19 protein-coding genes are annotated in these 24,778 nt (G+C 74.0%); 9 read left to right on the forward strand and 10 right to left on the reverse strand.

Annotated elements, in window-relative coordinates:
* Nucleotides 1-29 precede the first annotated feature (29 nt).
* Genes ACIPLC_RS28450 through ACIPLC_RS28460 form a run of 3 tightly spaced genes read left to right on the forward strand, consistent with a single transcriptional unit; the run spans nt 30 to nt 6,296 of the window.
* A complete protein-coding gene (locus ACIPLC_RS28450; protein WP_400475865.1) occupies nt 30-905 on the forward strand; it encodes a hypothetical protein in 876 nt (291 codons plus the stop codon).
* 44 nt (nt 906-949) lie between these two features.
* Complete coding sequence (locus tag ACIPLC_RS28455; protein ID WP_400475866.1) at nt 950-5,512, forward strand: hypothetical protein; 4,563 nt, start codon at nt 950-952, stop codon at nt 5,510-5,512.
* A 19-nt stretch (nt 5,513-5,531) separates the two neighbouring features.
* Nucleotides 5,532-6,296 carry a metallophosphoesterase gene (locus ACIPLC_RS28460; RefSeq protein WP_400475867.1) on the forward strand — a complete coding sequence of 255 codons (765 nt, stop codon included), beginning with the start codon at nt 5,532-5,534 and terminating at the stop codon, nt 6,294-6,296.
* 24 nt (nt 6,297-6,320) lie between these two features.
* On the opposite strand, the gene ACIPLC_RS28465 is transcribed toward ACIPLC_RS28460, so the two are convergent.
* Nucleotides 6,321-6,671 carry a hypothetical protein gene (locus ACIPLC_RS28465; RefSeq protein WP_400475868.1) on the reverse strand — a complete coding sequence of 117 codons (351 nt, stop codon included), beginning with the start codon at nt 6,669-6,671 and terminating at the stop codon, nt 6,321-6,323.
* Between the two features lie 173 nt (nt 6,672-6,844).
* On the reverse strand, nt 6,845-7,540 hold the full coding sequence (locus ACIPLC_RS28470) for a FadR/GntR family transcriptional regulator (RefSeq protein WP_400475869.1): 696 nt from the start codon (nt 7,538-7,540) through the stop codon (nt 6,845-6,847).
* 166 nt (nt 7,541-7,706) lie between these two features.
* On the opposite strand from ACIPLC_RS28470, the gene ACIPLC_RS28475 reads away from it, so the two are divergent.
* A complete protein-coding gene (locus tag ACIPLC_RS28475; protein WP_400475870.1) occupies nt 7,707-8,261 on the forward strand; it encodes a gluconokinase in 555 nt (184 codons plus the stop codon).
* Nucleotides 8,258-9,655: a gluconate:H+ symporter gene (locus ACIPLC_RS28480; RefSeq protein ID WP_400475871.1), complete on the forward strand. Its 1,398-nt coding sequence runs from the start codon at nt 8,258-8,260 to the stop codon at nt 9,653-9,655. The genes ACIPLC_RS28475 and ACIPLC_RS28480 overlap by 4 nt, the downstream gene beginning before the upstream one ends.
* Nucleotides 9,656-9,745: 90 nt before the next feature.
* Here the strand turns inward: ACIPLC_RS28480 and ACIPLC_RS28485 are convergent, their stop codons facing one another.
* A complete protein-coding gene (locus ACIPLC_RS28485; protein WP_400475872.1) occupies nt 9,746-10,366 on the reverse strand; it encodes a TetR/AcrR family transcriptional regulator in 621 nt (206 codons plus the stop codon).
* Between the two features lie 93 nt (nt 10,367-10,459).
* Here ACIPLC_RS28485 and ACIPLC_RS28490 point away from each other — a divergent pair, with 93 nt between their 5' ends.
* Nucleotides 10,460-11,683 (forward strand): amidohydrolase family protein, encoded by a 1,224-nt coding sequence (locus ACIPLC_RS28490; protein ID WP_400475873.1) that lies wholly within the window; start codon nt 10,460-10,462, stop codon nt 11,681-11,683.
* Between the two features lie 176 nt (nt 11,684-11,859).
* Here ACIPLC_RS28490 and ACIPLC_RS28495 read toward each other — a convergent pair whose 3' ends face one another.
* From ACIPLC_RS28495 to mmuM, 5 genes are all read right to left on the reverse strand, one after another.
* On the reverse strand, nt 11,860-13,455 hold the full coding sequence (locus ACIPLC_RS28495; protein ID WP_400475874.1) for an FAD-dependent oxidoreductase: 1,596 nt from the start codon (nt 13,453-13,455) through the stop codon (nt 11,860-11,862).
* 174 nt (nt 13,456-13,629) lie between these two features.
* Nucleotides 13,630-15,150, reverse strand: a complete 1,521-nt coding sequence (gene glpK, locus ACIPLC_RS28500) for a glycerol kinase GlpK (RefSeq protein ID WP_400475875.1) — start codon at nt 15,148-15,150, stop codon at nt 13,630-13,632.
* Nucleotides 15,151-15,244: 94 nt separating this feature from the next.
* On the reverse strand, nt 15,245-15,982 hold the full coding sequence (locus tag ACIPLC_RS28505) for an MIP/aquaporin family protein (protein ID WP_400475876.1): 738 nt from the start codon (nt 15,980-15,982) through the stop codon (nt 15,245-15,247).
* Nucleotides 15,983-16,262: 280 nt separating this feature from the next.
* On the reverse strand, nt 16,263-17,027 hold the full coding sequence (locus ACIPLC_RS28510) for an IclR family transcriptional regulator (protein WP_400475877.1): 765 nt from the start codon (nt 17,025-17,027) through the stop codon (nt 16,263-16,265).
* 211 nt (nt 17,028-17,238) lie between these two features.
* Nucleotides 17,239-18,183, reverse strand: coding sequence for a homocysteine S-methyltransferase (gene mmuM / locus ACIPLC_RS28515; protein WP_400475878.1), 945 nt, complete (start codon nt 18,181-18,183; stop codon nt 17,239-17,241).
* Nucleotides 18,184-18,346: 163 nt separating this feature from the next.
* Between mmuM and ACIPLC_RS28520 the strand changes: the two genes are divergently transcribed.
* From ACIPLC_RS28520 to ACIPLC_RS28530, 3 genes are read left to right on the forward strand one after another with little or no spacing between them, the layout of a single operon-like run.
* The gene (locus ACIPLC_RS28520; protein WP_400475879.1) at nt 18,347-19,249 is read left to right on the forward strand and encodes an NUDIX hydrolase; all 903 of its coding nucleotides are present in this window, start codon (nt 18,347-18,349) and stop codon (nt 19,247-19,249) included.
* A 33-nt stretch (nt 19,250-19,282) separates the two neighbouring features.
* Entirely contained in the window at nt 19,283-19,843 is a 561-nt protein-coding gene (locus tag ACIPLC_RS28525) for an NUDIX domain-containing protein (protein WP_400475880.1), read from the forward strand.
* Between the two features lie 46 nt (nt 19,844-19,889).
* The gene (locus ACIPLC_RS28530) at nt 19,890-21,998 is read left to right on the forward strand and encodes an acetoacetate--CoA ligase (protein WP_400475881.1); all 2,109 of its coding nucleotides are present in this window, start codon (nt 19,890-19,892) and stop codon (nt 21,996-21,998) included.
* 66 nt (nt 21,999-22,064) lie between these two features.
* Here ACIPLC_RS28530 and ptsP read toward each other — a convergent pair whose 3' ends face one another.
* Complete coding sequence (gene ptsP, locus ACIPLC_RS28535) at nt 22,065-23,735, reverse strand: phosphoenolpyruvate--protein phosphotransferase (RefSeq protein ID WP_400475882.1); 1,671 nt, start codon at nt 23,733-23,735, stop codon at nt 22,065-22,067.
* 99 nt (nt 23,736-23,834) lie between these two features.
* Entirely contained in the window at nt 23,835-24,284 is a 450-nt protein-coding gene (locus tag ACIPLC_RS28540) for a PTS glucose transporter subunit IIA (RefSeq protein ID WP_400475883.1), read from the reverse strand.
* Between the last annotated feature and the right edge of the window lie 494 nt (nt 24,285-24,778).

Raw genomic sequence — 24,778 nt, forward strand, 5'->3', positions numbered from 1 at the left:
ACTAGCAACAGCCCCGAGGAGCACCGCCCGTGACGACCCACCACGACACGTCCTGGGCGGCCGAGACCGAACCCGCGGCCCCCGCCCCGATCACCCCCGGCGATGTCGCCGACGCCGCCCGGCTGGTCTCCTTCGGCCTCCAGGCCAAGCTGCTCCCCGCCCGCGACGCCGAGTACGCCGAACTCGTCCGCCGCCACCGCGAGGACCCGCCGTTCGCCCGGCTCGCCGACGCCGTCGCCACCGGCATGGGCCTGGTCGTCCTGGAGGTCTCGCCGCGCGCCGGCATGGCCGTCGCCGCCGCCGAGGACTCGCTGTTCGCCGTCCGGATGGGCGACTACTCGCGCCGCGCCGCCTCCGAGTCCACCGACCGCTTCCTGCACGGCCTGGCCCACCTCGCCACCGCCGCGATGGCCTTCCCCCGGCCCGAGGACCTCGCCGACGACGGCTACCTCGGCCGGATCACCGTCAACGGCGTCGACGCCTTCGTCCGCCAGGCCTGCCGCCGCCTGGAGGAACAGGCCGCGACCGAGGGCGACAACACCGACCCGCAGTCCGACGCCCCCGGCCTGGAGGCCGCCTGGCGGGTGTGGGCCCGGCGCACCGCCACCGGCGCCACCAAGGACGCCCGCCGGCTCTCCGGCTCCACCATCGGCATCGTCGCCAAGGCCGTGCTGTTCCTGGTCGACTCCGGCTTCCTGCAGAAGGTCGCCGACGACGCCGGAGGCACCTACCGCACCACCGCCCGCTACCAGCTCCAGGTCCGCGACCTGGCCGGCAGCGCGGCCATGGCCGAACTGCTCGACCTCGGCATCGTCCCGGTGTCCGACGGCAGCGCCAGCCTGCTGCCGCCGGACACCGGCGACGAACTGGTGGCCGACGCCGGCCTGCCGTTCCACTCGCTCTGAGCCCGAGTCCCGACCACCCCCCCAGCCACGGAGAACCGCCGCACATGTACGAGCTCAACCGGGTCCGCCTCTACTCGATCGGACCGGCCGGCGCCCGCTACGCCGACACGGTGCTCGACCTGCGCGGCGTCGGCGAACCCGTCGCCGACCCGGCCCCGCAGCAGATCGGCCTGTTCGGCGAGGACCCCGAGGGCCCGGTCCGCCGCCCCGCCCCGGCCGGCGTGCTCTTCCTGGAGAACGGCGGCGGCAAGTCCGTCCTGCTCAAGCTGATCTTCTCGGTGATGCTCCCCGGCCACCGCAACACCCTCGGCGGCGCCAGCTCCGGCGTGCTGCGCAAGTTCCTGCTCGCCGACGACTGCGGCCACGTCGCCCTGGAGTGGCAGCACACCGTCACCGGCGAGCTGATCGTGGTCGGCAAGGCCAGCGAGTGGCGCGGCCGCCAGGTCTCCTCCGACCCGCGCAAGTTCGCCGAGACCTGGTACTCCTTCCGCCCAGGCCCCGGCCTCACCCTGGACTCGCTGCCGGTCGCCGAACGGATCAACCTGACCGGAGACCAGAAGGCCCGCGGCCGCCGCCGCACCATGAAGGGCTTCCGCGACGCCCTCACCGAGGCCGGCAAGGCCCACCCGCACCTCGACCTGGTCTTCGAGGACGGCCACGACCGCTGGACCGAGCACCTCGGCGAACTCGGCCTCGACCCCGAACTCTTCCGCTACCAGCGCGAGATGAACGCCGACGAGGGCGAGGCCGCCGGCCTCTTCGCGGTCAAGCACGACAGCGACTTCACCGACCTGCTGCTGCGCGCCGTCACCGACACCCGGGACACCGACGGCCTCGCCGACCTCGTCCACGGCTTCGCCGCCAAGCTCGGCCGCCGCGCCGAACTCACCGCCGAACGCGACTTCACCGCCGGCTCCCTCGACCTGCTGGAACGCATCGTCGAGGCCACCGGCGCCCGGGAGGGCGTCCGCGAGGCCCACCGCACCGCCGAACGCCGCACCCGCCGCCTCGCCCACGCCCTCAGCTCCCGCGCCGCCGCCGAACGCGACCGCGCCCAGGACCTCGCCATCGAGGTCGCCGCCGCCGCGGGCGCCGTCACCGCCGCCGAGGCCGACCGCACCCGGCACACCCTCATCACCGCCGAACTCACCCACCGGCACGCCACCCTGGGCCTCGCCGCGGCCACCGCCGAGGCCGCCGCGCTGCGCCGCGAACTCATCGACGCCCGCACCCTGCACGCCGCCTGGCAGGCCGCCGAGGCCGTCCTGCGCCAGCGCGCCGCCGCTGACCGGGTCACCCGGGTCGCCGCCGCCATCCGCGAGGCCGAACTCGACGCCGCCCCCGCGCTCGCCGCCCGCGCCCGCGCCGCCACCGCCCTGGCCCGCGCCCTGGAGGGCGCCGCCGCGGCCGCCGAAGCCCGCGCCGACACCGAGGAGCAGCGCGCCGGCGAACTCCAGGACGACGGCGCCAAGACCCAGTCCGCCGCCACCGAGGCCGCCACCGCCGCCCAGAAGGCCCGCAGCGAGGTCGACCACCTGCGCCAGCGCCTCGCCGAGGTCGAGCAGGAGACCGCCGCCGCCGTCGAGGCCGGCTTCATCGACGCCGACGGCGACATCGACCCGGCCCGGGCCGCCCTGCACGCCGCCGACGTCGAGAAGGCCGCCGGCGCCGCCCTCGCCCAGGCCCGTACGGCCGCCGAGGCCTGCACCGCCCGGCTGCGCGAGGCCGCCGCCGCCACCGGCCGCGCCGAACTCGCCGCCGAACGCGCCGGCGACGCCCGCAAGGCCGCCGCCCAGGCCCTCGCCGCCGAGCAGCGCACCGCCGCCCTGCTCGCCACCGAGCAGCGCCTCTCCGACCTGCTCTCCCTGACCCCCTACCAGGACGAGGCCGAGGAGGACGCCGGCTTCCTCACCCCCGCCGTCCTCGACCGCAACGCCGAGTACCTGCGCGAACTCCTCGACGAGTCCATCGCCACCGCCGAACGCACCCTGTTCGACCTGCGCACCGCCGCCGCGGACGACTCCCGCATCCTCGCCGCCCTCGGCGACGGCGGCCTGCTGCCGCCCGGCCCGGACGTGCTGGCCACCGTCGAGTACCTCGCCGAGCACGGCATCCCCGCCCTGCCCGGCTGGCGCTACCTCGCCCAGTCCGTCGACCCGGCCGACCACGAGGCGATCCTCGCCGCCCGCCCCGAACTGGTCGACGGCGTCGTCGTCACCGATCCCGCCTCGCTGGAGCGGGCCCGCGAGGCCCTGCAGGCCGCCGCCCTGCTGCCCCGCTCCACCGTCGCCGTCGGCGCCGCCGCCTCCCTGATCGCCCCGATCACCGACCAGCCCGCGTTCTTCCTGGTGCCGCCGAACCCGGCCATGCACGACGAGTCCGCCGCCGATGGTGAGCGCCGCGAACTGCGCGCCCGGGCGGGCGCCCGCGAGGAGCACATCCGCGAACTCGCCGCCCGCCTCGGCGCCGACCGCGCCCTGGCCGCCCGCCTCGCCTCCTGGCACGCGTCGTGCCCGCCCGGCACCCTCGCCGAACTCGCCGCCGCCGCCGAGGCCGCCCGCGAGCACGCCGAGCAGGCCGCCGCCGCCCTGGCCACCCTGCGCGCCGACCACGACGAGGCCGAGACCGACCACGCCGCCGCGGCCTCCGCCCACGAGGAGCACCGCGAGGCCGCCCAGCGCGCCCGCCGCCGCGCCGACGCCCTCTCCGGCCTCGCCTTCCGGCTGCGCGAGCGCGCCAACTGGGCCCGCCGCCAGCGCGAACTCGCCGAGGACGCCGCCGAGTGCGACCGCCGCCAGGCCGTCTGCGCCGAACGCGCCCGCACCTGCGACGAGGACCGCCGCGCCGCCCAGCGCGCCGCCGACGACGCCCGCCGCACCGCCCGCACCCTGCGCGCCGAACGCGCCGAGATCCCCGCCGCCGAGCAGGCCGACGAGCCCACCGAGACCGCTCCCGCCGCCCTGCCCGCCCTGCGCGAGGCCTACCGCGCCGCCTCCCAGCTGTACGAGAAGGTCGGCGTCGGCGCCGACCTGCGCGCCGAGCAGGCCCGCGCCGAGGGCGACGAGGCCGCCGCCGCGACCGAACTCGACCGCCTCACCAACAAGGTCCGCACCCGCGCCGAGGAACTCCTCGGCAGCCCCGACGGCGCCGACGGCCCCGCCCGTCAGGCCGCCGCAGCCCGCGCCGAGGACCTGGTCGCCACCATCGAGGCCCGCTCCGCCGCCGCCAGCGAGCAACTGGGGCGCCTGCGCGGCGAGGCCGAACGCTCCGCCCCCGCCGACGGCGAGGCGCACACCGAGCTGCCCGAGGACCTCGTCCCCGCGGACCCCGAGCACGCCCAGGTCCTGCTGCGCACGGCCACCAGCCGGCTCGCCGAACGCCGGGAGGCCCTGGAGGCCGCCCGCACCGCGCACGCCGACCTGCAACGCACCTTCGACGCCTCCCAGTCCGCCGCCGCCGACTTCGACGAACTCGCCGGCCAGTTGCGCGACGGCCTGCGCGAGCAGCAGGAGGACGAGGGCCAGCCCGTCGAGCCCCACCTCGGCTCGCTGCCGGAGGCCCGCGGCACCGCCGCCGAGGCCCGCCGCGCCCTGCGCACCGCCGCCGGCGAGCTGTCCTCGGCCGAACTCGCCGTCCGCGACGCCTCCGACGCCCTCGTCCGGCACGCCAACGCCGTCCGCTACGAGGCCGTCCGCACCCCCGCCCGCCAGCAGATCCGCGAACTGCCCGCCGCCGCGCTGCCCGAGCACGCCGCCGCCTGGGCCGCCGCCTTCGCGCCCCGGCTGCGCGTGCTGACCGACGAACTCGCCCAGCTGGAGCGCAACCGCGGCTCGATCGTCGACCGCCTGCGCGGCCTGGTCGAGTCCTCGCTCACCACCCTGCGCGCCGCCCAGCGGCTCTCCCGGCTGCCCGAGGGCCTGGGGGAGTGGTCGGGCCAGGAGTTCCTGCGGATCCGCTTCGAGGACCCGGACCACGCCACCCTGGTCGAGCGCCTCGGCGAGGTCATCGACGAGGCCACCCGCGCCGCCGTCCGCAAGAACAGCGACCTGCGCCGCGACGGCATGTCCCTGCTGCTGCGCGGGGTCGCCGCCGCGATCGGCCCGAAGGGCGTCAGCGTCGAGATCCTCAAGCCGGACGCGGTGCTGCGCGCCGAGCGGGTCGGCGTCGGCCAGATGTCCGACGTCTTCTCCGGGGGCCAGCTGCTCACCGCCGCCATCGCGCTGTACTGCACGATGGCCGCGCTGCGCGCCAACGACCGCGGCCAGTCCCAGCTGCGGCACGCCGGCACGCTGTTCCTGGACAACCCGATCGGCCGCGCCAACGCCACCTACCTGCTGGAGCTCCAGCGGGCCGTGGCCGACGCGCTCGGCGTCCAACTGATCTACACCACGGGCCTGTTCGACACCACCGCGCTCGCCGAGTTCCCGCTGGTCATCCGGCTGCGCAATGACGCCGACCTGCGGGCGGGCCTCAAGTACATCTCGGTCGAGGAGCACCTGCGCCCCGGCCTGCCCGCCCCGCAGGACCCGGACGGCCCGGCCATCCACGGCGAGATCACCGCCACCCGGATGTTCAAGCGACCGGCCGAGGTTCCCGCCCAGCCGTGAACTGACTAGCGTGGCCGCCATGCTGACGATCGCGCACTTCAGTGACATCCACCTCGGGCAGGAGCACCACCGGGACGCCGGCGGGCGAGCCCGGCGGCGGGCCGGGCAGGTGATGGCGTACCTCGACGCCCTGCCCGGTCCGCTGGACGCCGTGCTCGTCACCGGGGACCTCGCCGACCACGGCCTGCCTGCCGAGTACGAGCAGGTGGCCAAGGTGCTGGACTCCCGGTACCCGGTGCTCACTTGCCCCGGCAACCACGACCGCCGGGCGTCCTACCGGGAGGTGCTGCTAGGCGAGGCCCCCGCGGACGGCCCGGTCAACCGGCTGCACCGACTGCCCGGCGCCGACGTGCTGATGCTGGACTCCTCGATCCCCGGCCGCGACGACGGCCTGCTGGACGAGGAGACGCTGGCCTGGCTGGACGCCGAACTGGCGGCCGGGCGCGCCGACCTGCCCGCGCTGGTGGCCTTCCACCACCCGCCGGCGGTCCTGCACCTGCCGAACGTCGATCCGATCCGCCAGTTCGGCGAGGAGGCGCTCGGCGCGGTGCTGGCCCGGCACCCCCGGGTGGCCGGCCTGCTCTGCGGCCACTCCCACACCGGCGCCGCCACCACCTTCGCCGGGCTGCCGCTGCTGGTCGCCCCCGGCGTGGTCTCCACCGTCACGCTGCCCTGCGAGGGCGGGCCCGGCATCTCCTTCACCCAGCCGCCGATGCTCGCCTTCCACGTCCTGGACGACACGGGCCGGCTCACCACCCACTACCGGGCCGTCCCGGAGAGCTGACCCGCAGGATCGGCCGCGGGCGCCCTACGCGGTCGGCACCCGCGGCTGACGCTGTGGCCCGCCGGGGCGGGGGAGCGGCCGGGCGGCCAGCGGTTCGGGCGCCCGGCCGCCCGTCATCGGGTGCGCGGAGCCGGGCGCGCGCAGCCGCTGGGCGGCGATCTGGCGCGAGATCAGGATCTCCAGCAGGCACCACATCGTGCCGAACACCCCGAGCCCCATCGCCATCAGCGCCGGCGTCATCAGCCAACTGTCCGCGTACGAGGCGAGCGTGGCGACGACCACGCCGACCAGGGTGAAGGACAGGCAGAGCACCGCCCGGACGGCGGCGGCGCGCACCTCGTCGGGCAGACGGCGACGGCGGCGTGGCACGGACATCGAGCGACCCCCAGGCGCGGACTCGGCGGCGGACACGGGACGGGCGCACGCGAAAAGCGCCCCTCGCCTCACTCTGCCCCGTCGAACCAGGACTATGCGTCCGAATCCACCGAACTCCCGTCAAAGCGTGTGATCCGGGCAGCCGGCAGCGGGCGGCCCGCCGCCGGGGGAGGTCAGCCCAACTGCTGGTTGAGCTCCTCCAGGGCGCCCGCCACGATCGTCCGCATGGCCTGCTCGGCCTGGACGGCGTCCCCCGCGCAGATCGCGTCGGCGACTTCGCGGTGCAGCCGGATCGCGTACGGCTCCGGCTGATGGGGCATCAGATGGTACTCGGTCCGCCCGGTGAGCACCGCCCCCACGGTGTCGCCGAGGTGGGCGAACATCTCGTTGCCGGAGGCGCGCAGCACGGTGGCGTGGAAGTCGATGTCGTGCCGGAGGAAGGTGGCGAGATCGGCGGCCCGCGCTGAGACGGTCAACTCCACGGCCAGCGAGCCGAGTTGGCGCCGGTCGTCGTCACTCGCGTGCACTGCGGCGAGCGCGGCCGCGGCCGGTTCGACGGCCACCCGCAGCGAGCCGAGCGAGCGCAGCTGGGCCGAGCGGTCCGCGCCGGCCAGCCGCCAGCGGATCACCAGCGGGTCGAAGACGTCCCAGAGCGACCTGGGCTGCACGGTGATCCCGACCCGCCGCCGGGACGCCACCAGGCGCATCCCCTCCAGGATCCGCACCGCCTCCCGGACGACCGTCCGGGACACCCCGAACCGCTCCTCCAGCTCCTCGCCGCGCAGCACCGCGCCCTCGGGAATCTCACCCGACGCGATCGCCGGCCCGAGCTCGTCAAGCAGCCGACCGGGCAGCCCCTGGATCTCCATCCGCCCAGCGTAGACGCCCACCCCACCGCCACCACCGGCGCGCCCCTCGTCCTCCGCCCTGCGACCTACCCCACAGCCAAAAAGTATGACGATTTGGTTTCCGACACTTGAATACGTCATATCTTTGAGGCGATAGTGGCGGCCAGGCAACGAAGGAGCACCACCCATGGCTCTCAGCGTCGAGAACCACGACCTCCCGGACACCCCTCTCACCATCGTGGTGATGGGCGTCTCCGGTGTCGGCAAGACCACCCTGGCCCGCCTGCTGGCCGAACGCCTCGACCTCCCCTACGCCGAGGCGGACGACTTCCACCCGGCGGCCAACATCGCCAAGATGTCGGCCGGCATCCCGCTGGACGACGAGGACCGCGCCCCCTGGCTGCGCGCCCTCGGCGGCTGGCTCAAGGAGCGGGCCGAGGACGGCACCGGCGGCGTGGTCACCTGTTCGGCGCTGAAGCACCGCTACCGCGACACCCTGCGCGCGGCCTGCCCGGGCGCCTACTTCCTGCACCTCAGCGGTGGTCACGAGCTGGTCGAGGACCGGCTCGCCCACCGCACCGGCCACTTCATGCCGCCGTCGCTGCTCGACTCGCAGTACGCCGCCCTGGAACCCCTGGGCGCGCACGAGCGCGGCGCCGTCCTGGACGTCGGCCCGTCCCCCGAAGAACTCGTCGAGATGGCCGTGGCACTGCTGCGGCCCGTCAATGGAGACCTCGCGTGAGCCCGTCCCCCACCGTCCTGCTCGCGGCCGCCCCACCGGCCCTGCCGCACACCGGCAGCGACTCCCAGCTGCTGATCGCGGTCCTGCTCAGCATCGGTGTGATCGTCCTGCTGATCACCAAGCTGAAGCTGCACCCTTTCCTCGCCCTCACGCTCGGCTCCGGTCTGCTGGCCGCCGTCGCGGGCGCCCCGTTCGACAAGCTGCTCAACAGCTTCTCCACGGGTTTCGGCTCCACCGTGGCCGGGGTCGGCCTGCTGATCGGGCTGGGCGCGATGCTCGGCAAGCTGCTCGCCGACTCCGGCGGCGCCAACATCATCGCGGACACCGTGCTGTCCAGGTCCAGCAACAGGGCGCTGCCCTGGGCGATGGCGCTGATCGCCGCCGTCCTCGGCCTACCGCTGTTCTTCGAGGTCGGCGTCGTCCTGCTGATCCCGATCGTGCTGCTGGTCGCCCGTCGCGGCAACGTGCCGCTGATGCGGATCGGCATCCCCGCGCTGGCCGGCCTGTCCGTGCTGCACGGCCTGGTGCCGCCGCACCCCGGCCCGCTGGTCGCCGTCGACGCCCTGAAGGCGGACCTCGGCATCACCCTGGCGCTCGGCCTGCTGATCGCCGTGCCCACCCTGATCGTGGCCGGCCCGCTGTTCTCCCGGCTGGCCGAGCGCTGGGTCGGCCCGCTGGAGATCCCGAAGGCCACCGCCCCCGAGGAGAGCGCCAAGCCCGAGCACACCCCGTCGTTCGGCGCGGTGCTGGCGACCATCCTGCTGCCGGTCGTGCTGATGCTCGGCAAGGCCCTGGCCGACGTGGTGATCGACGACCCGAAGGCGATGGGCCAGCGGGTCTTCGACTTCATCGGCTCGCCGCTGATCGCGCTGCTCGCCGCGACCCTGCTCGGCATGCTGACCCTCGGCAAGGCGGCCGGCTTCGACAAGGCGCGGATCTCCGACACCGTCGGCAAGGCGCTCGGCCCGATCGCCGGCATCGTGTTCATCGTCGGCGCCGGCGGCGGCTTCAAGCAGACCCTGATCGACGTGGGCGTCGGCAACGCGGTGAGCGAGTGGTCCGGCAAGTGGCACATCTCGGCGCTGCTGCTGGGCTGGCTGATCGCGGTGCTGATCCGCCTGGCCACCGGCTCGGCGACGGTCGCCACCATCACCGCCGCCGGTATCGTCGGCCCGCTCGCCGAGGGCATGTCCTCCACCCACGCGGCCCTGCTGGTGCTGGCGATCGGCGCGGGCTCGCTCTTCCTGTCGCACGTCAACGACGCCGGCTTCTGGCTGGTGAAGGAGTACTTCGGGATGAGTGTCGGGCAGACGCTGAAGTCCTGGTCGGTGATGGAGACGGTGATCTCGGTCGTCGCCATCGCCCTGATCATGCCGCTCAGCCTGATCATCTAGGCCGGACGGCGCCCGGCGCCGCCGCCGACATCCGCCGAGGGGCGGCACCCGTACGGGTGCCGCCCCTCGGGCGTGTCCGACGACCGGGACTCAGCGCAGCAGCCCCGACAGCACGGCCGCCGTCGCGTCCAGCAGGTCCTCCGCGGCCGCGCCGCCCGCCGCCGTCCGGGCCAGCAGCCCCTCGCGCGCGGCCAGGACCACCTGGGCGGTCTGCCGGGCGGTGGCGCCCGCCGGTACGAGCTCGGGCAGCGCCCGTTCCAGGACGGCGGCCAGCGCCTGCGCGACCGCACGGTCGTGCGCGGCGACCCGCTCGGCCAGCCCCTCGCTGCGGGCGGCGAGCAGCCGGAACTCCAGGAACAGCAGGATCCACCCGGTCTCGGCCGGCTCGACCCGCAGCAGCGCCTCGACCAGCAGCCGGGCCCGTTCCTGCGGCGCCAGTGCCTCGCCGCCGGCGGCCAGCTTCGCCAGTTCGGCCATCCGGTCGGCCGCTTGGTCGTCGAAGAGCGCCAGCAGCAGGTCCTCCTTGCCGGCGAAGTTCGAGTAGAAGGCGCCGCGGGTGTATCCGGCGGCGGCGCAGACGTCCTCGATGCTGGTCCGCGCGAAGCCGACGGCGAGGAACAGTTCGCCCGCCGCCGCGAGCAGCCGGGCCCTGGTGTGGACGCGGCGGCGGGGCGGTCGGGCGGGGGTGGCATCGGCCGGGGGCGGGTTCACAGGAGCACGGTACATGGTGTATTCAGTACGAGACGTATTCGATACGCCTCGTACTGAATCCATCCCGTACCGAACCGGAGGGGGACCAGCGTCATGAACCGACTGCTGATCACCAACGCCCACCTGCTCCACCCCGAGGACGGCACCCGCACCGAGGAGCCCGGCTGGCTGGAGACCGCCGACGGCCGGATCGTCGCCACCGGCACCGGCCGCCCGACCGCCGCGGGCGACGGCGTCCGGGTCCTCGACGCCGGCGGCGCCACCGTCCTGCCCGGCCTGATCGACGCCCACGTCCACCTGCTGGTCACCACCCTCGACCTGCACGACGTCGCCGACTGGACCCCCGGCTACGCGACCGTCCGCGCCCTCGCCGAGGCCGAACGCATGCTGCGCCGCGGCTTCACCACCGTCCGTGACGTCGGCGGCGCCGACCACGGCATGGCCCGCGCCCTGGACGAGGGCCTCGCGCTCGGCCCCCGCCTGCTCCACGGCGGCAAGGCGCTCTCCCAGACCGGCGGCCACGGAGACCTGCGCCCGCTCGGCGACGACGCCCTGCCGTGCTGCGAGTCCCGTCCGAACTTCGGCCGGATCGCGGACGGCGTGGACGCCGTCCGCGCCGCCGCCCGGGACGAGTTCCGCAAGGGCGCCCGGCACCTCAAGGTGCTGCTCTCCGGCGGCGTCGCCTCCCCGCACGACGAGATCGCCGCCGTCCAGTACAGCGAGGAGGAGATCCGCGCGGCCGTCGAGGAGGCCGAGAACCACAACCGCTACGTCACCGTGCACGCCTACCACCCGCGCGCCATCGACCGCGCCCTGCGCGCCGGGGTGCGCTGCGTCGAGCACGGCAACCTGCTGGACGACGGCACGATCGCGCTGCTCCTGGAGAAGGACGCCTTCCTGGTCCCCACCCTCGTCGCCTACGAGCAGACCGCGAAGCTCGGCGACCGCTCCGGCCTCCCGGCGGCCTCCCTCGGCAAGCTCGCCGAAGTCCGCGACCAGGGCCTGGCCGCCCTCGAACGCGCCCACCGCGCGGGCGTCAACCTGGTCTACGGCAGCGACCTGCTCGGCCCCCTCCACCCGGCCCAGTTGGAGGAGTTCACGATCCGCGGCCAGGTCCAGCCCGCCGCCGACGTGCTCCGCTCGGCCACCACGACCGCCGCCCGCCTGCTCGGCCTGGAGGGTCGGATCGGCACCCTCGCCCCGGGTGCCCACGCCGACCTCCTCCTCGTCGACGGCGACCCGCTCGCCGACCTCACCGTCCTCACCCGCCCCGACCGCCACCTCCGCCACGTCATCAAGGCGGGCACGCCGATCTGAGTGGCCGACCGGGAGCCCTTCGTACCCCGCCCGCGAGCCGGGCGCACGAAGGGCGGGCACCCGGAGAACCCGGGTGCCCGCCCTTCGCGAGGCTCTGCGCCTAGCTGGCTGTGCCTACTTGGTTCCGCGCTTCGCGAGGCTGTGCCTACTTGGTTCCGCGCTTCGCGAGGCTGTGCCTACTTGGTTCCGCGCTTCGCGAGGAAGGCCTCGACCTCGTCCCGGATCTCCGGCGTGTCCAGCCCGCGCACGGTCATCGTGGTGCGGCGGCGCAGCACGTCGTCCGCCGTGTACGCCCACTCGCTGTCGGCCGCGTAGGCGACCTGCGCCCAGACGTCCGGGCCGTCCTCGTGGATCGGCCGGCCCAGCTCCGGGTTCTCGTCGATCAGGCGGGCGATCTCGAAGGACAGCGTGCCGTAGTGGCTGGCCAGGTGCTTGGCCACCAGCGGCTCCATCCGGGAGCCCGGGTCGCGGTCGATCAGCAGCCGGTGCGCGACGGCGTTTGGCGCGCCGACGCCCGGCAGCGGCACGGTCGCGGCGATCGGGGACATGTCCTCGCCGAGGCTGGTGCCGGGCACGTGCGCCAGCTTCTCCAGCACGGTGCGGCCGATGTGGCGGTAGGTGGTCCACTTGCCGCCGGCGACCGACAGCATGCCGCCCTTGCCCTCGGTGACGACCGTCTCGCGCTTGGCGGCGGCGGTGTCGCCCGGGCCGCCGGGCAGCACCCGCAGGCCGGCGAAGGCGTAGGTGATCAGGTCGCGGTCGAGGTGCTCGTCGCGGATGGCGTGCGCGGCCTCGCCCATGATCTGGTCGATGTCCGCCTCGGTGGCCCGGACGTCCTTCGGGTCGCCGGTGTACTCCTCGTCGGTGGTGCCGAGCAGGACGTGGTCCTCCCACGGGATGGCGAAGGAGACGCGGTACTTGTCGATCGGGATGGTCAGCGCGGCGCGCCACGGGGCCCGGCGCTTGACGACCACGTGGGCGCCCTTGGAGAGGCGGATCGACGGCGCGGCGCCGGCGTCCTCCATCTTGCGCAGGTGGTCCACCCACGGGCCGGTGGCGTTGAGCACCAGGCGGGCGTCGATGCCGAACTCGGTGCCGTCCAGGCGGTCGCGCACCTCGGCGCCGGTGACCCGGCCGGCGGTGAAGCGCAGGCCGGTGACCTCGGCGTGGTTGAGCACCACGGCGCCGGCGTCGACGGCCGCGCGCACGGTCATCACGGCCACGCGCGAGTCGTTCATCTGGTGGTCGCCGTAGACGGCCACCGAGCGCAGGCCCTCGGTGCGCAGCGCGGGCACCTGCTGGGCGGCGTGCGCGGCGGTGGAGACCCGGCCCATGCCGTCGCGGAAGGCGGACAGCGCGGAGTACAGGAAGACGCCGGCGCCGAGCTTGGGCGCGCTGTGCGGGCCGCCCTTGTAGACCGGCACGAAGAAGGTCAGCGGGTTGACCAGGTGCGGCGCGACGTCGGTGGCGAGCGCGCGGCGCTCCTTGTGGTTCTCGGCGACGAGCTTGACCGCGCCGGTCTGCAGGTAGCGCAGACCGCCGTGGACGAGCTTGGAGGAGGCGCTGGAGGTGGCGCCGGCGAAGTCGCCGCCGTCGACCATGGCGACCTTGAGTCCGGCCTGGGAGGCGGTCCAGGCGACGGCCGTGCCGAGGATTCCGCCCCCGATCACCAGCAGGTCGTAGGTGGCCTTGCCGAGCAGTTCACGGGTCTCGGCGCGGGAGGCGGTGCGGCCGGCGGTGCGCTCGGCGCCCAGGGTCGGGATGGTTGCCATGGTGGTTGTGTACGGCGCGCGGGTCAGGCGGCGCCGTTACTCCTCTCGTGTGCGGTGCGGCCTCTGCTGGAGAGGCCGGTCGGCCCGGTGCGGCGGGCCGGTGAAACTCGGTGACACCAGCTGTCTGAACAGCGGGCGGCCGGTCGGGGCTCGGGGCCCCGACCGGCTTGTCGGTCAGTCGGTCTCTTCTTCCTCCACCCAGTCCATGGTGCGCTCCACGGCCTTGAGCCACTTCTTGTACTCGCGCTCCCGGGTGGCCTCGTCCATGCGCGGGGTCCATTCGGCGGCGCGGTGCCAGTTGGCCCGCAGGGTGTCGAGGTCGTTCCAGAAGCCGACGGCGAGTCCGGCCGCGTAGGCGGCGCCGAGGGCGGTGGTCTCGGCCACGTACGGGCGTTCGACCGGGGCGTTCAGGACGTCGGCGATGTTCTGCATGAGCAGGTTGTTGCTGGTCATGCCGCCGTCGACCTTGAGGGCGGTGAGCTCGACGCCGGAGTCCTTCTGCATGGCGTCGACGACCTCGCGGGTCTGCCAGGCGGTGGCCTCCAGGACGGCCCGGGCCAGGTGGCCCTTGGTGACGTACCGGGTCAGGCCGGCGATCACGCCGCGGGCGTCGGAGCGCCAGTACGGGGCGAACAGGCCGGAGAAGGCCGGGACGAAGTAGGCGCCGCCGTTGTCCTCGACGGTGTTGGCGAGGGTCTCGATCTCGGCGGCGGTGGAGATGATGCCGAGTTGGTCGCGCAGCCACTGGACGAGCGAGCCGGTGACGGCGATCGAGCCTTCCAGCGCGTACACCGGGGCCTGGTCGCCGATCCGGTAGCCGACGGTGGTCAGCAGGCCGTGGTACGAGTTGACGATCTTCTCGCCGGTGTTGAGCAGCAGGAAGGTGCCGGTGCCGTAGGTGGACTTGGCCTCGCCCTCGTCGAAGCAGGTCTGGCCGAACAGCGCGGCCTGCTGGTCACCGAGCGCGGAGGCGACCGGGACGCCGGCCAGGTCGCCGACGGCCTCGCCGTAGACCTCGGCGGAGGAGCGGATCTCCGGCAGGACGGCCATCGGCACGCCCATCGACTCCGCGATGTCCTCGTCCCAGGCCAGGGTCTTGAGGTTCATCAGCATGGTGCGGCTGGCGTTGGTGACGTCGGTGACGTGCTTGCCGCCGTTGACGCCGCCGGTGAGGTTCCAGATCACCCAGGTGTCCATGGTGCCGAACAGGATGTCGCCGGCCTCGGCGCGCTCGCGCAGGCCCTCGACGTTGTCCAGCAGCCAGCGGATCTTCGGGCCGGCGAAGTAGCTGGCGAGCGGGAGGCCGGTCTCGCGGCGGAAGCGGTCCTGGCCGACGTTGCGGCCGAGCTCGCGGCAGAGGCCCTCGGTGCGGGTGTCCTGCCACACCAGCGCGTTGTGGACCGGCTCGCCGGTGTTCTTGTCCCACAGGACGGTGGTCTCGCGCTGGTTGGTGATGCCGATCGCGCGGATGTCGTCCTTGGTCAGGCCGGCCTTCTCCAGCGCGCCGCGGACGACGGACTGCACCCGGGTCCAGATCTCGGCGGCGTCGTGCTCGACGTAGCCGGGCTGGGGGAAGATCTGCCGGTGCTCCTGCTGGTCGACGGAGACGATCCGGCCGTCGGCGCCGAAGATGATGCAACGGCTGGAGGTGGTGCCCTGGTCGATCGCGGCGATGTAGTTGCCAGTGGAGGTCATCAGAGGGTCCTCGGCTCAGGATTCGGGGGTTACGGGGTGGATGGGCCCGACGCAGTGGTCAGTCCCCGAGCTCGGCGGGTTCGAACCCGGCCCTTTAGAACATGGCGTTGTACAGACCGCCGGCCAGCGCGCCGCCGATCAGCGGGCCGACGACCGGCACCCAGGCGTACGACCAGTCGGAGCCGCCCTTGTTCGGGATGGGCAGCAGCGAGTGCACGATGCGCGGGCCGAGGTCGCGGACCGGGTTGATCGCGTAACCGGTGGGGCCGCCCAGCGAGAGGCCGATGCCGACGACGGTGAGGGCCACGATCAGGGTGCTGAGGCCGCCGGCGGCCAGGCCGTCGTTCTTGCCGAGGGTGAGGATCGCCATGCAGAGGATGAAGGTGCCGATGACCTCGGTGACGACGTTCTGGATCGGGTTCCGGATCTCGGGCCCGGTCGAGAAGATGCCGAGGGTGGGCTCCTCGTTGGCCTGGAACTGGCCGAGGTAGGTGAGCCAGACCAGCACGGCGCCGATCATCGCGCCGAGGAACTGGGAGCCGAGGTAGAGCGGCACCTGGCTCCAGTCGCCGCTCTTGATGGCGAGCGCGATGGTGACGGCCGGGTTGAGGTGGGCGCCGGACTTCGGAGCCGAGATGTAGGCGGCGATCAGGACCGCGAAGCCCCAGCCGAAGGTGATCGCCAGCCAGCCGGCGTTGAGGGCCTTCGACTTCTTGAGGGTCACGGCGGCGCAGACGCCGCCACCGAGAAGTATCAGGGCGGCGGTGCCGAGGGTTTCGCCGACGAAGACGTCGCCGTTGGAGAACGCGGACACAAAGACTCCCTTGTCCATATGGCCCGGAGGTGTGGGTGGGGGCGGCCGACCGATCGTTGTGCGGGTGAGCGCATCGGGGGAGTGATCTTCCCGGCCATCGTTCGACAATGTCGACCGTTATGCGGAAGCTTCCTCCCCTGGTTGCCCCCACGTCAAGGCGGGGTTACGGAGCTGTGACCCTTCCCTCGAAGTTACCCAGCGGAGCGCACCAAACCGGGGCAAAACGCCAAGGCGCGGACAGGCCGATGCCCGTCCGCGCCTCAGCGTGACGATGTGGCCGCCCATGCGGCCAGGGGCCTCAGAAGCGCCCGGCGCCCAGATCGCGCGAGATCGCCCGCGCCGCGCTGCGCACCGAGGCCACCAGCGACGGCTTCACGAAGCCGTCCTCGCAGACCCGCTCCACCGGGCCGCTGATGCACACCGCGCCGACCGGGTTGCGCCGCCGGTCCTGGATCAGCGCGCCGATCGAGGCCACGCCCTCCCAGGTCTCCTCGACCGAGTCCGTCCAGCCGCGCTCGCGGATCAGCGCGCACTCGGCGTCCACGTCGGCCGCCTCGGTCAGCGTCCGCAGGGTGTACGACTCGTACGGCCCGTCGCCCAACTCGCCGCGCGCGACCGGGTCGTAGGCCACCAGCACCTTGCCCAGAGCGGTGCTGTGCAGCGGCTGCATCGAGCCGACCTCCAGCACCTGCCGGGTGTCGTCCGGCCGGAACACGTGGTGCACGACCAGGACGCCCTGCTGGTGCAGCACCCCCAGGTAGACGGTCTCGCCGGTCGCCCGGGCCAGGTCGTCCGCCCAGACCAGCGCCCGCGCCCGCAGCTCGTGCACGTCCAGGTAGCTCTGCCCCAGCCGCAGCAGCTCGGCGCCCAGCTGGTACTTGCCGCTCTCCGGGTCCTGCTCGACGAACCCCTCCTGCTGCAGCGTGCGCAGGATGCCGTGCGCGGTGCCCTTGGCGAGGTCCAGCGCCGTCGCGACCTCGGACAGGCCCAGGCGGCGCTCACCGCCGGCCAGCAGGCGCAAGATCGCGGCGGCCCGGGAGAGCGACTGGATCGGGCCGGGCATGGGGACCTCCGCGCTGACAGGCGGTCGACATTGTCGACCGCGGTGGTAACGGGACGAGTCTGCCAGGCCGTCGCCGGTCCGTGCACCTTCCCCCTCGGTAACCCGTCTCCGGCCCTATGCCAACCTCCGCCGCCCGCCGACCCGCGACCCGCGACCCGTCAGCCGATCCGCGACCCGTCAGCCCTCCGCGCCGCTCGCCCTTCGCTGCCGCTCACGCCTCGACGCCGTTCCACTGCCCCCGCCGCACGGCGACCTCCGCCGCCAGCGCCGCGATCCCGTCCGGCCCCACCCGGCAGCAGCCGCCCACCAACCGGGCCCCGCCCGCCAGCCAGCAGCCCACCCGGGCCGAGCGGAAGGTCGGCTCGCCGCGCCAGTCCCGGCGGGCGGCGTCCCACTCCTCCCCGCTGTTCGGGTACACCACCACCGGCTTGCCGGTCACCTCGGCCGCCAGCGCCACCGCCCGGTCCGCGTCCTGCGGGGTGCAGCAGTTCACGCCGACCGCCACCACCTCGTCCACCTCGGCCGCCAGTGCGAACGCCTCCGCCAGCGGCTGGCCCGCCCTGGTCCGGTCGCCCGCCACGCTGTACGACAGCCAGGCCGGCACGCCCAGCCCGCGCACCAGCTCCAGCAGCGCCCGCGCCTCGTCCGCGTCCGGCACCGTCTCCAGCGCCAGCACGTCCGGCCCGGCCGCTGCCAGCGCCTCCAGCCGCGGCCGGTGGAACGCCACCAGCTCCGCCGTGCTCAGCCCGTACCGGCCCCGGTACTCCGAACCGTCCGCCAGCACCGCCCCGTACGGCCCCACCGACGCCGCCACCCAGCGCCGCCGCCCGCCCGGCTCGGCCCGCGCCGCCTCCCGGGCCAGCTCCACGCTGCGCGCCAGCAGCCGCGCGGCCCGGGCCCGGTCCGCCCCGCGCCGGGCGAAGCCCTCGAAGCTCGCCTGGTAGCTCGCTGTGATGGCGACGTCCGCCCCGGCCGCGAAGTACGCCCGGTGCGCCGCCACCACCGCCTCCGGCGCGTCCGCCAGCAGCCGCGCCGACCACAGCTCGTCGAGGAGGTCGTGCCCGGCCGCCGCCAGCTGGTTCGACATCCCGCCGTCCAGCACCAGCGGACCGGCCGCCAGCGCCGCGGCGAAGTCCGGCGGGGGAGCGGTGGGCATGGGGGCCTCCTCGGGCGCGGTCGTTCCTGGTCACAGCCTAGAAGCCGGGCACCTCCGCGGACCCGGAAAACCATTTGCCGCCGGGGAACGGAATCGCTACGTTGTGCTCAGCCGGAGAACGACAGCACCCCGTACGGCGGCGAGCGCGGAGAGGAGCCGGGTGATGGAAGCGGACGACCCGTCCACCCCGCCCCCGAGCACACCCGCGAGCGAGCAGGAGTGGCTCGCCGCCTACGACCCGCGCGCCTACGCCCCGATCGCCGTCACCGTCGACGTGGTGGCCCTGACGTTGCGCCACGGCGGCCTGCACGTCCTGCTCGTCCAGCGCGGCGCCCCGCCCTACCAGGGCTGCTGGGCCCTGCCCGGCGGCTTCCTGCGCGCCGGCGAGGAGGGCCTGGACGAGGCCGCCGCCCGCGAACTCGCCGAGGAGACGGGCCTGCTCGGCGGCTCCGAGGTCGAAGCCGCGCTCTGCCGGGTCCACCTCGAACAGCTCGGCACCTACGGCGCCCCCGAGCGCGACCCGCGCATGCACGTCGTCTCCGTCGCCTACCTCGCCTTCGCCCCCGACCTGCCCGACCCGCAGGCCGGCACGGACGCCGCGGCTGCCGCCTGGCACCCCGTCGCCGACCTCGACCCGGGCCCCCGGCCCTGCGGCCGACCCCGAGCCGCCGGTGCGCCCGCCGACACCCACGGGGGTGGTGTCGGCGGGCCCACCGGCCAGTCCTCCCTCACGCTCGCCTTCGACCACGCGCGCATCCTCGCCGACGGCCTCGACCGGGTCCGGGCGAAACTCGAGTACAGCCCGCTCGCCACCGCCTTCCTGCCCTACGACTTCACCATCCCCGACCTGCGCGCCGTCTACGAGGCCGTCTGGGACGAGAAGCTCCACCCGGGCAACTTCCACCGCAAGGTCCTCTCCGTCCCCGGCTTCGTCGAGAGCACCGGCGCCACCACCGCCCGCGGCGGCGCCCGCGGCGGCCCCCGGGCCCGCACCTACCACGCCGGCGACGCCAGCCTCCTGCACCCCGCCCTGCTCCGCCCCACCCGCGAGGACGAGATCCGCTGACGGCCGCCGCACGCACCCGGCTACCATCCGGCCATGACCACTGACGACCTGACACGCACGGTCAACCAGCCGTTCTCCCACTGCCACTTCTGCGGCACGCCCTACCCGGCCGGCACCGACGGTTGGCCCCGCACCTGCCCCGGCTGCGCCGAGATCAGCTACCGCAACCCGCTGCCCGTCGTGGTCACCCTCCTCCCGGTCACCCGCTCCGACGCCGACCCCACCCTCGTCGTCATCCGCCGCACCATCGAACCCGGCTACGGCCAACTCGCCTTCCCCGGCGGCTACGTGGACTACGGCGAGAGCTGGGAGCACGCGTGCGTGCGCGAACTGCGCGAGGAGACCGGCATCCTGGCCGACGCCGCCGACATCACCCTGGTGTCCACCGACTCCGACGCCCGTGGCGGCTTCCTCTGCCTCTTCGGCCTGCTCCCGGCCCGCCCGCTCGCCGAACTCCCGCCCTCGCGCCCCACCGACGAGACCGACGGCTGGCAGCTCGCCACCCCCGACACCCCGCTCGCCTTCCCCTTCCACACCCGGGTCTCCCGCTCCTGGTTCGGCGGCGAGTTCAGCGGCGGCTCCACCGCCCGCTGACCGGCCCGGCACCCACCGGGCGGACCCTGGCGCAGCGGCCGCTCACATGGCATGGTCTGCACCGACAGCCCAACCGGACGGGCCTGCCACAAGCACTCCCGTCCCCACCACCGGCCGGGAGACCACCACCGTGAGCACCCCACCCCAGGACCAGCCGCTCTGGCGCCCCAACCCCGCTCGCGCCGCAGCCACCAGCCTGGTGGCCTTCCAGGCCTGGGCCGCCGAGCACCACGGCGCCCCGGCCGCCCCGCTCGCCCCGGCCGCCGACGACCAGCAGGCCGCCCAGCGCTACGCCGACCTGCACGCCTGGTCCACCGCCGACCTCGACCGCTTCTGGACCGCGATCACCCAGTGGTTCGACGTCCGCTTCACCCAGGCCCCCGAGGCCGTCCTCGCCGATCCCGCCATGCCCGGCGCCCGCTGGTTCCCCGGCGCCCGCCTCAACTACGCCGAGCACGCCCTGCGCGCCGCCGAGGACCCGGCCAACGCCGACCGCCCGGCCGTCCTGCACCTCGACGAGACCACCGAGCAGCCGACCGTCCTCACCTGGTCCGAACTGCGCCGCCAGGTCGGCTCGTTGGCCGCGGCCCTGCGCGCCCGGGGCATCGGCCCCGGCGACCGCGTCAGCGCTTACCTGCCCAACATCCCGCAGGCCGCCGTCGCCCTCCTCGCCACCGCCGCCGTCGGCGCGATCTGGACCAGTTGCGCCCCCGACTTCGGCGCCCGCAGCGTCCTGGACCGCCTCCAGCAGATCGAACCCGCCGTCCTCTTCGCCGTCGACGGCTACCACTACGGCGGCAAGGACCACGACCGCACCGAGGTCGTCGCCGAACTGCGCCGCGAACTCCCCACCCTGCGCACCGTCGTCCACGTCCCGTTGCTCGGCGCACCCGCCCCCGAGGGCGCCCTGCACTGGGACGACCTGGTTGCCGACGACGTCGAGCCCGTCTACGAGGCCGTTCCCTTCGACCACCCGCTCTGGGTCCTCTACTCCTCCGGCACCACCGGCCTGCCCAAGGCCATCGTCCAGAGCCAGGGCGGCATCCTGCTCGAACACCTCAAGCAGGCCGGCCTCCACCTCGACCTCGGCCCCCGGGACCGCTTCCTCTGGTACACCTCCACCGGCTGGATGATGTGGAACTTCCTGCTGGCCGGCCTCCTGGTCGGGGCCACGATCGTCACCTACGACGGCAGCCCCGGCCACCCCGACACCGGCGCCCTGTGGTCGGTCGCCGCCCGCACCCGCGCCACCGTCCTCGGCACCTCCGCCGCCTACGTGATCGCCAGTCGCAAGGCCGAGCTGCACCCCGGCCGCGACCTCGACCTCTCCGCCGTCCGCTGCATCGGCACCACCGGCTCCCCGCTCCCGCCCGACGGCTTCCGCTGGATCTACGACGAGGTCAAGGAGGACGTCTGGCTCGCCTCCGTCAGCGGTGGCACCGACGTCTGCTCCTGCTTCGTCGGCGGCGTCCCCACCCTGCCCGTCCACCTCGGCGAGATCCAGGCCCCCTGCCTCGGCGCCGCCGTCGAGTCCTGGGACGTCCAGGGCCACCCGCACACCGACAGCGTCGGCGAACTCGTCGTCACCAAGCCCATCCCGTCCATGCCCACCGGCTTCTGGAACGACCCCGAGGGCACCCGCTACCACGACAGCTACTTCGACGTGTACCCCGGCGTCTGGCGCCACGGCGACTGGATCACCGTCACCTCCCGCGGCACCGTCGTCATCCACGGCCGCTCCGACTCCACGCTCAACCGCCAGGGCGTCCGGATGGGCTCCTCGGACATCTACGAGGTCGTCGAACGCCTCCCCGAGATCGCCGAATCCCTGGTCATCGGCCTGGAGGAGCCCGACGGCGGCTACTGGATGCCGCTGTTCGTCGTCCTCGCCCCCGGCGCCGAACTCGACGAGGGGCTGATCGGCCGCATCCGCACCTCGCTGCGCACCGAACTCTCCCCGCGTCACGTCCCCGACGAGGTCATCGCGGTGCGCGGCCTCCCGCACACCCTCACCGGCAAGCGCATCGAGGTCCCGGTCAAGCGGATCCTCTCCGGCACCCCGCTGGAGCAGGCCGTCAACCCCGGCTCCGTCGACGACATCGACCACCTGCGCTTCTTCGAGCGGCTCCGCCGCGACCGCCAGGCCCGAGCCTGACCGGACACGCCGAAGGGGCGCTCCCACCAACCCGGTGGGAGCGCCCCTTCCTGCTGTCCGCCTGTGCTACTCGCCCGACAGCACCTGCTGCGCGGCGGCCCGCGCCTCCTCGGCGCTGTCCGTCGCCCGGGCCGCCTCGGCCGCCCGGCGGCACTGCGCCAGCGTGTACTTGGCCAGCGTCGACCGCACGTAGGGGATCGAGGCCGAGCCCATCGAGAGGCTGGTGACGCCCAGACCGGTCAGCACCACGGCCAGCAGCGGGTCGGCGGCCGCCTCACCGCAGACGCCGCAGCTCTTGCCGGTCGCCTGCGCCGCGTCGGCGGCCGCGGCGATCAGGTCCAGCAGCGCCGGCTGCCACGGGTCCTGCAGTCGGGCCAGCGCGCCCACCTGACGGTCGGCGGCGAAGGTGTACTGGGCGAGGTCGTTGGTCCCCAGGGACAGGAACTCGACCTCCTGGAGGATCGCCCGGGCCCGCAGCGCGGCCGACGGGATCTCCACCATCGCACCGAACTTGGCCTCCAGTCCGGCCTCGCGACACGCCTGGGCGAAGTCCTTGGCGTCCTTGCGGTCGGCCACCATCGGGGCCATCACCTCAAGGTGCACCGGCAGGCCCTCGGCGGCCTTGGCCAGCGCCCGCAGCTGCGTCCGCAGCACCTCCGGGTGCTCCAGCAGGGTACGCAGGCCGCGCACGCCCAGCGCCGGGTTCGGCTCGTCGGCCGGGGTCAGGAAGTCCAGCGGCTTGTCCGCGCCCGCGTCCAGGGCCCGGACCACGACCCGGCCCTCCGGGAACGCCTCCAGCACCTTGCGGTACGCCTCGACCTGCTTCTCCTCGGTGGGCGCCTTCGCGGAGTCGTCCAGGAACAGGAACTCGGTCCGGAACAGGCCGACGCCCTCGGCGCCGTTCTCCAGCGCGGCCGGCACGTCCGCCGGGCCGCCCACGTTGGCCAGCAGCGGCACGCGGTGCCCGTCCGAGGTCTGCCCCGGACCGGAGGACGCGGCCAGCGCGGCCTTGCGCTCGGCGGCCACCGCCCGCAGCTCGTCCTGCTTCTCCTGCGAGGGGTCCAGCAGCACGTCACCGGAGCTGCCGTCCACCGCGACGACGGTGCCCTCGGCGACGTCCGTCGCAGCGGGCAGCGCGACCACGGCCGGCACGCCCAGGGCCCGCGCCAGGATGGCGCTGTGGCTGGTCGGCCCGCCCTCCTCGGTCACGAAGCCGAGCACCAGCGTCGGGTCGAGCAGCGCGGTGTCGGCCGGCGCCAGGTCCCGCGCGAACAGCACGTACGGCTCGTCGCTGTCCGGCACGCCCGGCATCGGCACGCCCAGCAGCCGGGCCACGATGCGGTTGCGGACGTCGTCCAGGTCGGCGACCCGCCCGGCCAGGTACTCGCCGGCGGAGGCGAGCAGCGCCCGGTAGGCGGCGAAGGCGTCGTACACGCCGCGCTCGGCGCTGCTGCCGACGGCGATCCGGCGGGACACGTCGGCCATCAGCTCCGGGTCCTGCGCCATCAGCGCCTGGGCCTCCAGGACGGCCTGCGCCTCGCCACCGGCCAGGTTGCCGCGGGCGATCAGGTCCGCGGCGACCGCCTCGACGGCGGCCTGGGCGCGGGCCTGCTCGCGCGGGGCGTCCTCGGTCGGGATCTGGGTGGCCGGGGGCTCCAGCACCGCCGTCCCCATGTGCCGCACCTGGCCGATCGCGACCCCGTGGCTGACACCCACGCCGCGCAGCGTCTTCTCCATGTCACCTGTCTCCGCTGAGAGGAGCGGCCCCGCCGGGAACCGCTGTGTGCCGGGCCGCCCCGACAACTCCTGCGGGGCGGGTGTGTGCAAAGTAAGAGGTCAGCTCCAGCTGAACAGGGGCTCGCCGGAGACGGCTTCGCCGTCCTCCCGCAGGTCGCCGAGCGAGTCGGCGTTCGCCTCCAGCGCCACGATCGGCGAGATGGGCGACTTGCCCGCGGCCTCGACGGCGGCCGGGTCCCACTTGATGACGGCCTGACCGCGGGTCACCGTGTCACCCTTGTTGACCAGCAGCTCGAAGCCCTCGCCGTTCAGCTGCACGGTGTCGATCCCCAGGTGGGTCAGGACACCGTGGCCCTCGGCGTCCACCACGACGAACGCGTGCGGGTGCATGGAGACGACGACGCCGTCCACCGGAGCGACCGCCTCGGTCGGCCGGCGCTCCGGGTCGATCGCGGTGCCGGGGCCGACCATCGCGCCCGAGAACACCGGGTCGGGCACGCCGGCGAGCCCGACGACCTTGCCGGTCAGCGGCGACGTCACAGTGGTCATGGTTGTGCCTCCCAAGTGAGCGGTACAGCGAGCGGCCGCGAGCAGCGGCAGGACATTGACTGAAGCCTAAATCATGTCAACTTCGGACATCTGCTGACATTCCCGGGCGAAAACCCACGCCCAGTCCGGCTCGTCGTCCGGCGGCTCACCGACCGTTAGTGGTCTAGTCCTCTTAGTCGATGCGCCGCACTCTACAGGCATCTTGGCGAATCGGGACCATTGCTGTATATGCTCGCGAGAGCAACAAATCATGCCGCCGACCGGGTGACACCGGGAGCGCCCCGATTCGCACTCCGGCGGGTGACCCGCTATGGTTGGCCGAGTCGCCGCGACTTGGCGGTTAACACCAGATTTCAGATGCGAAAACCTCCGGTAAACGGAGCGGAAAGCATCTGGTAGGCTGGGAACACGAAAGAACGAAGCGCCCGGAGGGCCCGCTGGAAGGCGGCCTGAAGGAAGTGTCCGTTCCTTGAGAACTCAACAGCGTGCCAAAA

Origin of the sequence: Kitasatospora sp. NPDC086801, assembly GCF_044745805.1 — a bacterium.
Taxonomy (GTDB): domain Bacteria; phylum Actinomycetota; class Actinomycetes; order Streptomycetales; family Streptomycetaceae; genus Kitasatospora.

What these genes read in the sequence shown, in the direction of transcription:
- ACIPLC_RS28465 (WP_400475868.1), bottom strand. Translation starts at nt 6,671, where the DNA reads ATGTCCGTGCCACGCCGCCGTCGCCGTCTGCCCGACGAGGTGCGCGCC.
- ACIPLC_RS28455 (WP_400475866.1), top strand. Translation starts at nt 950, where the DNA reads ATGTACGAGCTCAACCGGGTCCGCCTCTACTCGATCGGACCGGCCGGC.
- ptsP (WP_400475882.1), bottom strand. Translation starts at nt 23,735, where the DNA reads ATGGAGAAGACGCTGCGCGGCGTGGGTGTCAGCCACGGGGTCGCGATC.
- ACIPLC_RS28510 (WP_400475877.1), bottom strand. Translation starts at nt 17,027, where the DNA reads ATGCCCGGCCCGATCCAGTCGCTCTCCCGGGCCGCCGCGATCTTGCGC.
- ACIPLC_RS28505 (WP_400475876.1), bottom strand. Translation starts at nt 15,982, where the DNA reads ATGGACAAGGGAGTCTTTGTGTCCGCGTTCTCCAACGGCGACGTCTTC.
- glpK (WP_400475875.1), bottom strand. Translation starts at nt 15,150, where the DNA reads ATGACCTCCACTGGCAACTACATCGCCGCGATCGACCAGGGCACCACC.
- ACIPLC_RS28520 (WP_400475879.1), top strand. Translation starts at nt 18,347, where the DNA reads ATGGAAGCGGACGACCCGTCCACCCCGCCCCCGAGCACACCCGCGAGC.
- ACIPLC_RS28460 (WP_400475867.1), top strand. Translation starts at nt 5,532, where the DNA reads ATGCTGACGATCGCGCACTTCAGTGACATCCACCTCGGGCAGGAGCAC.
- ACIPLC_RS28540 (WP_400475883.1), bottom strand. Translation starts at nt 24,284, where the DNA reads ATGACCACTGTGACGTCGCCGCTGACCGGCAAGGTCGTCGGGCTCGCC.
- ACIPLC_RS28495 (WP_400475874.1), bottom strand. Translation starts at nt 13,455, where the DNA reads ATGGCAACCATCCCGACCCTGGGCGCCGAGCGCACCGCCGGCCGCACC.
- ACIPLC_RS28470 (WP_400475869.1), bottom strand. Translation starts at nt 7,540, where the DNA reads ATGGAGATCCAGGGGCTGCCCGGTCGGCTGCTTGACGAGCTCGGGCCG.
- ACIPLC_RS28525 (WP_400475880.1), top strand. Translation starts at nt 19,283, where the DNA reads ATGACCACTGACGACCTGACACGCACGGTCAACCAGCCGTTCTCCCAC.
- ACIPLC_RS28490 (WP_400475873.1), top strand. Translation starts at nt 10,460, where the DNA reads ATGAACCGACTGCTGATCACCAACGCCCACCTGCTCCACCCCGAGGAC.
- ACIPLC_RS28475 (WP_400475870.1), top strand. Translation starts at nt 7,707, where the DNA reads ATGGCTCTCAGCGTCGAGAACCACGACCTCCCGGACACCCCTCTCACC.
- ACIPLC_RS28530 (WP_400475881.1), top strand. Translation starts at nt 19,890, where the DNA reads ATGGCATGGTCTGCACCGACAGCCCAACCGGACGGGCCTGCCACAAGC.
- mmuM (WP_400475878.1), bottom strand. Translation starts at nt 18,183, where the DNA reads ATGCCCACCGCTCCCCCGCCGGACTTCGCCGCGGCGCTGGCGGCCGGT.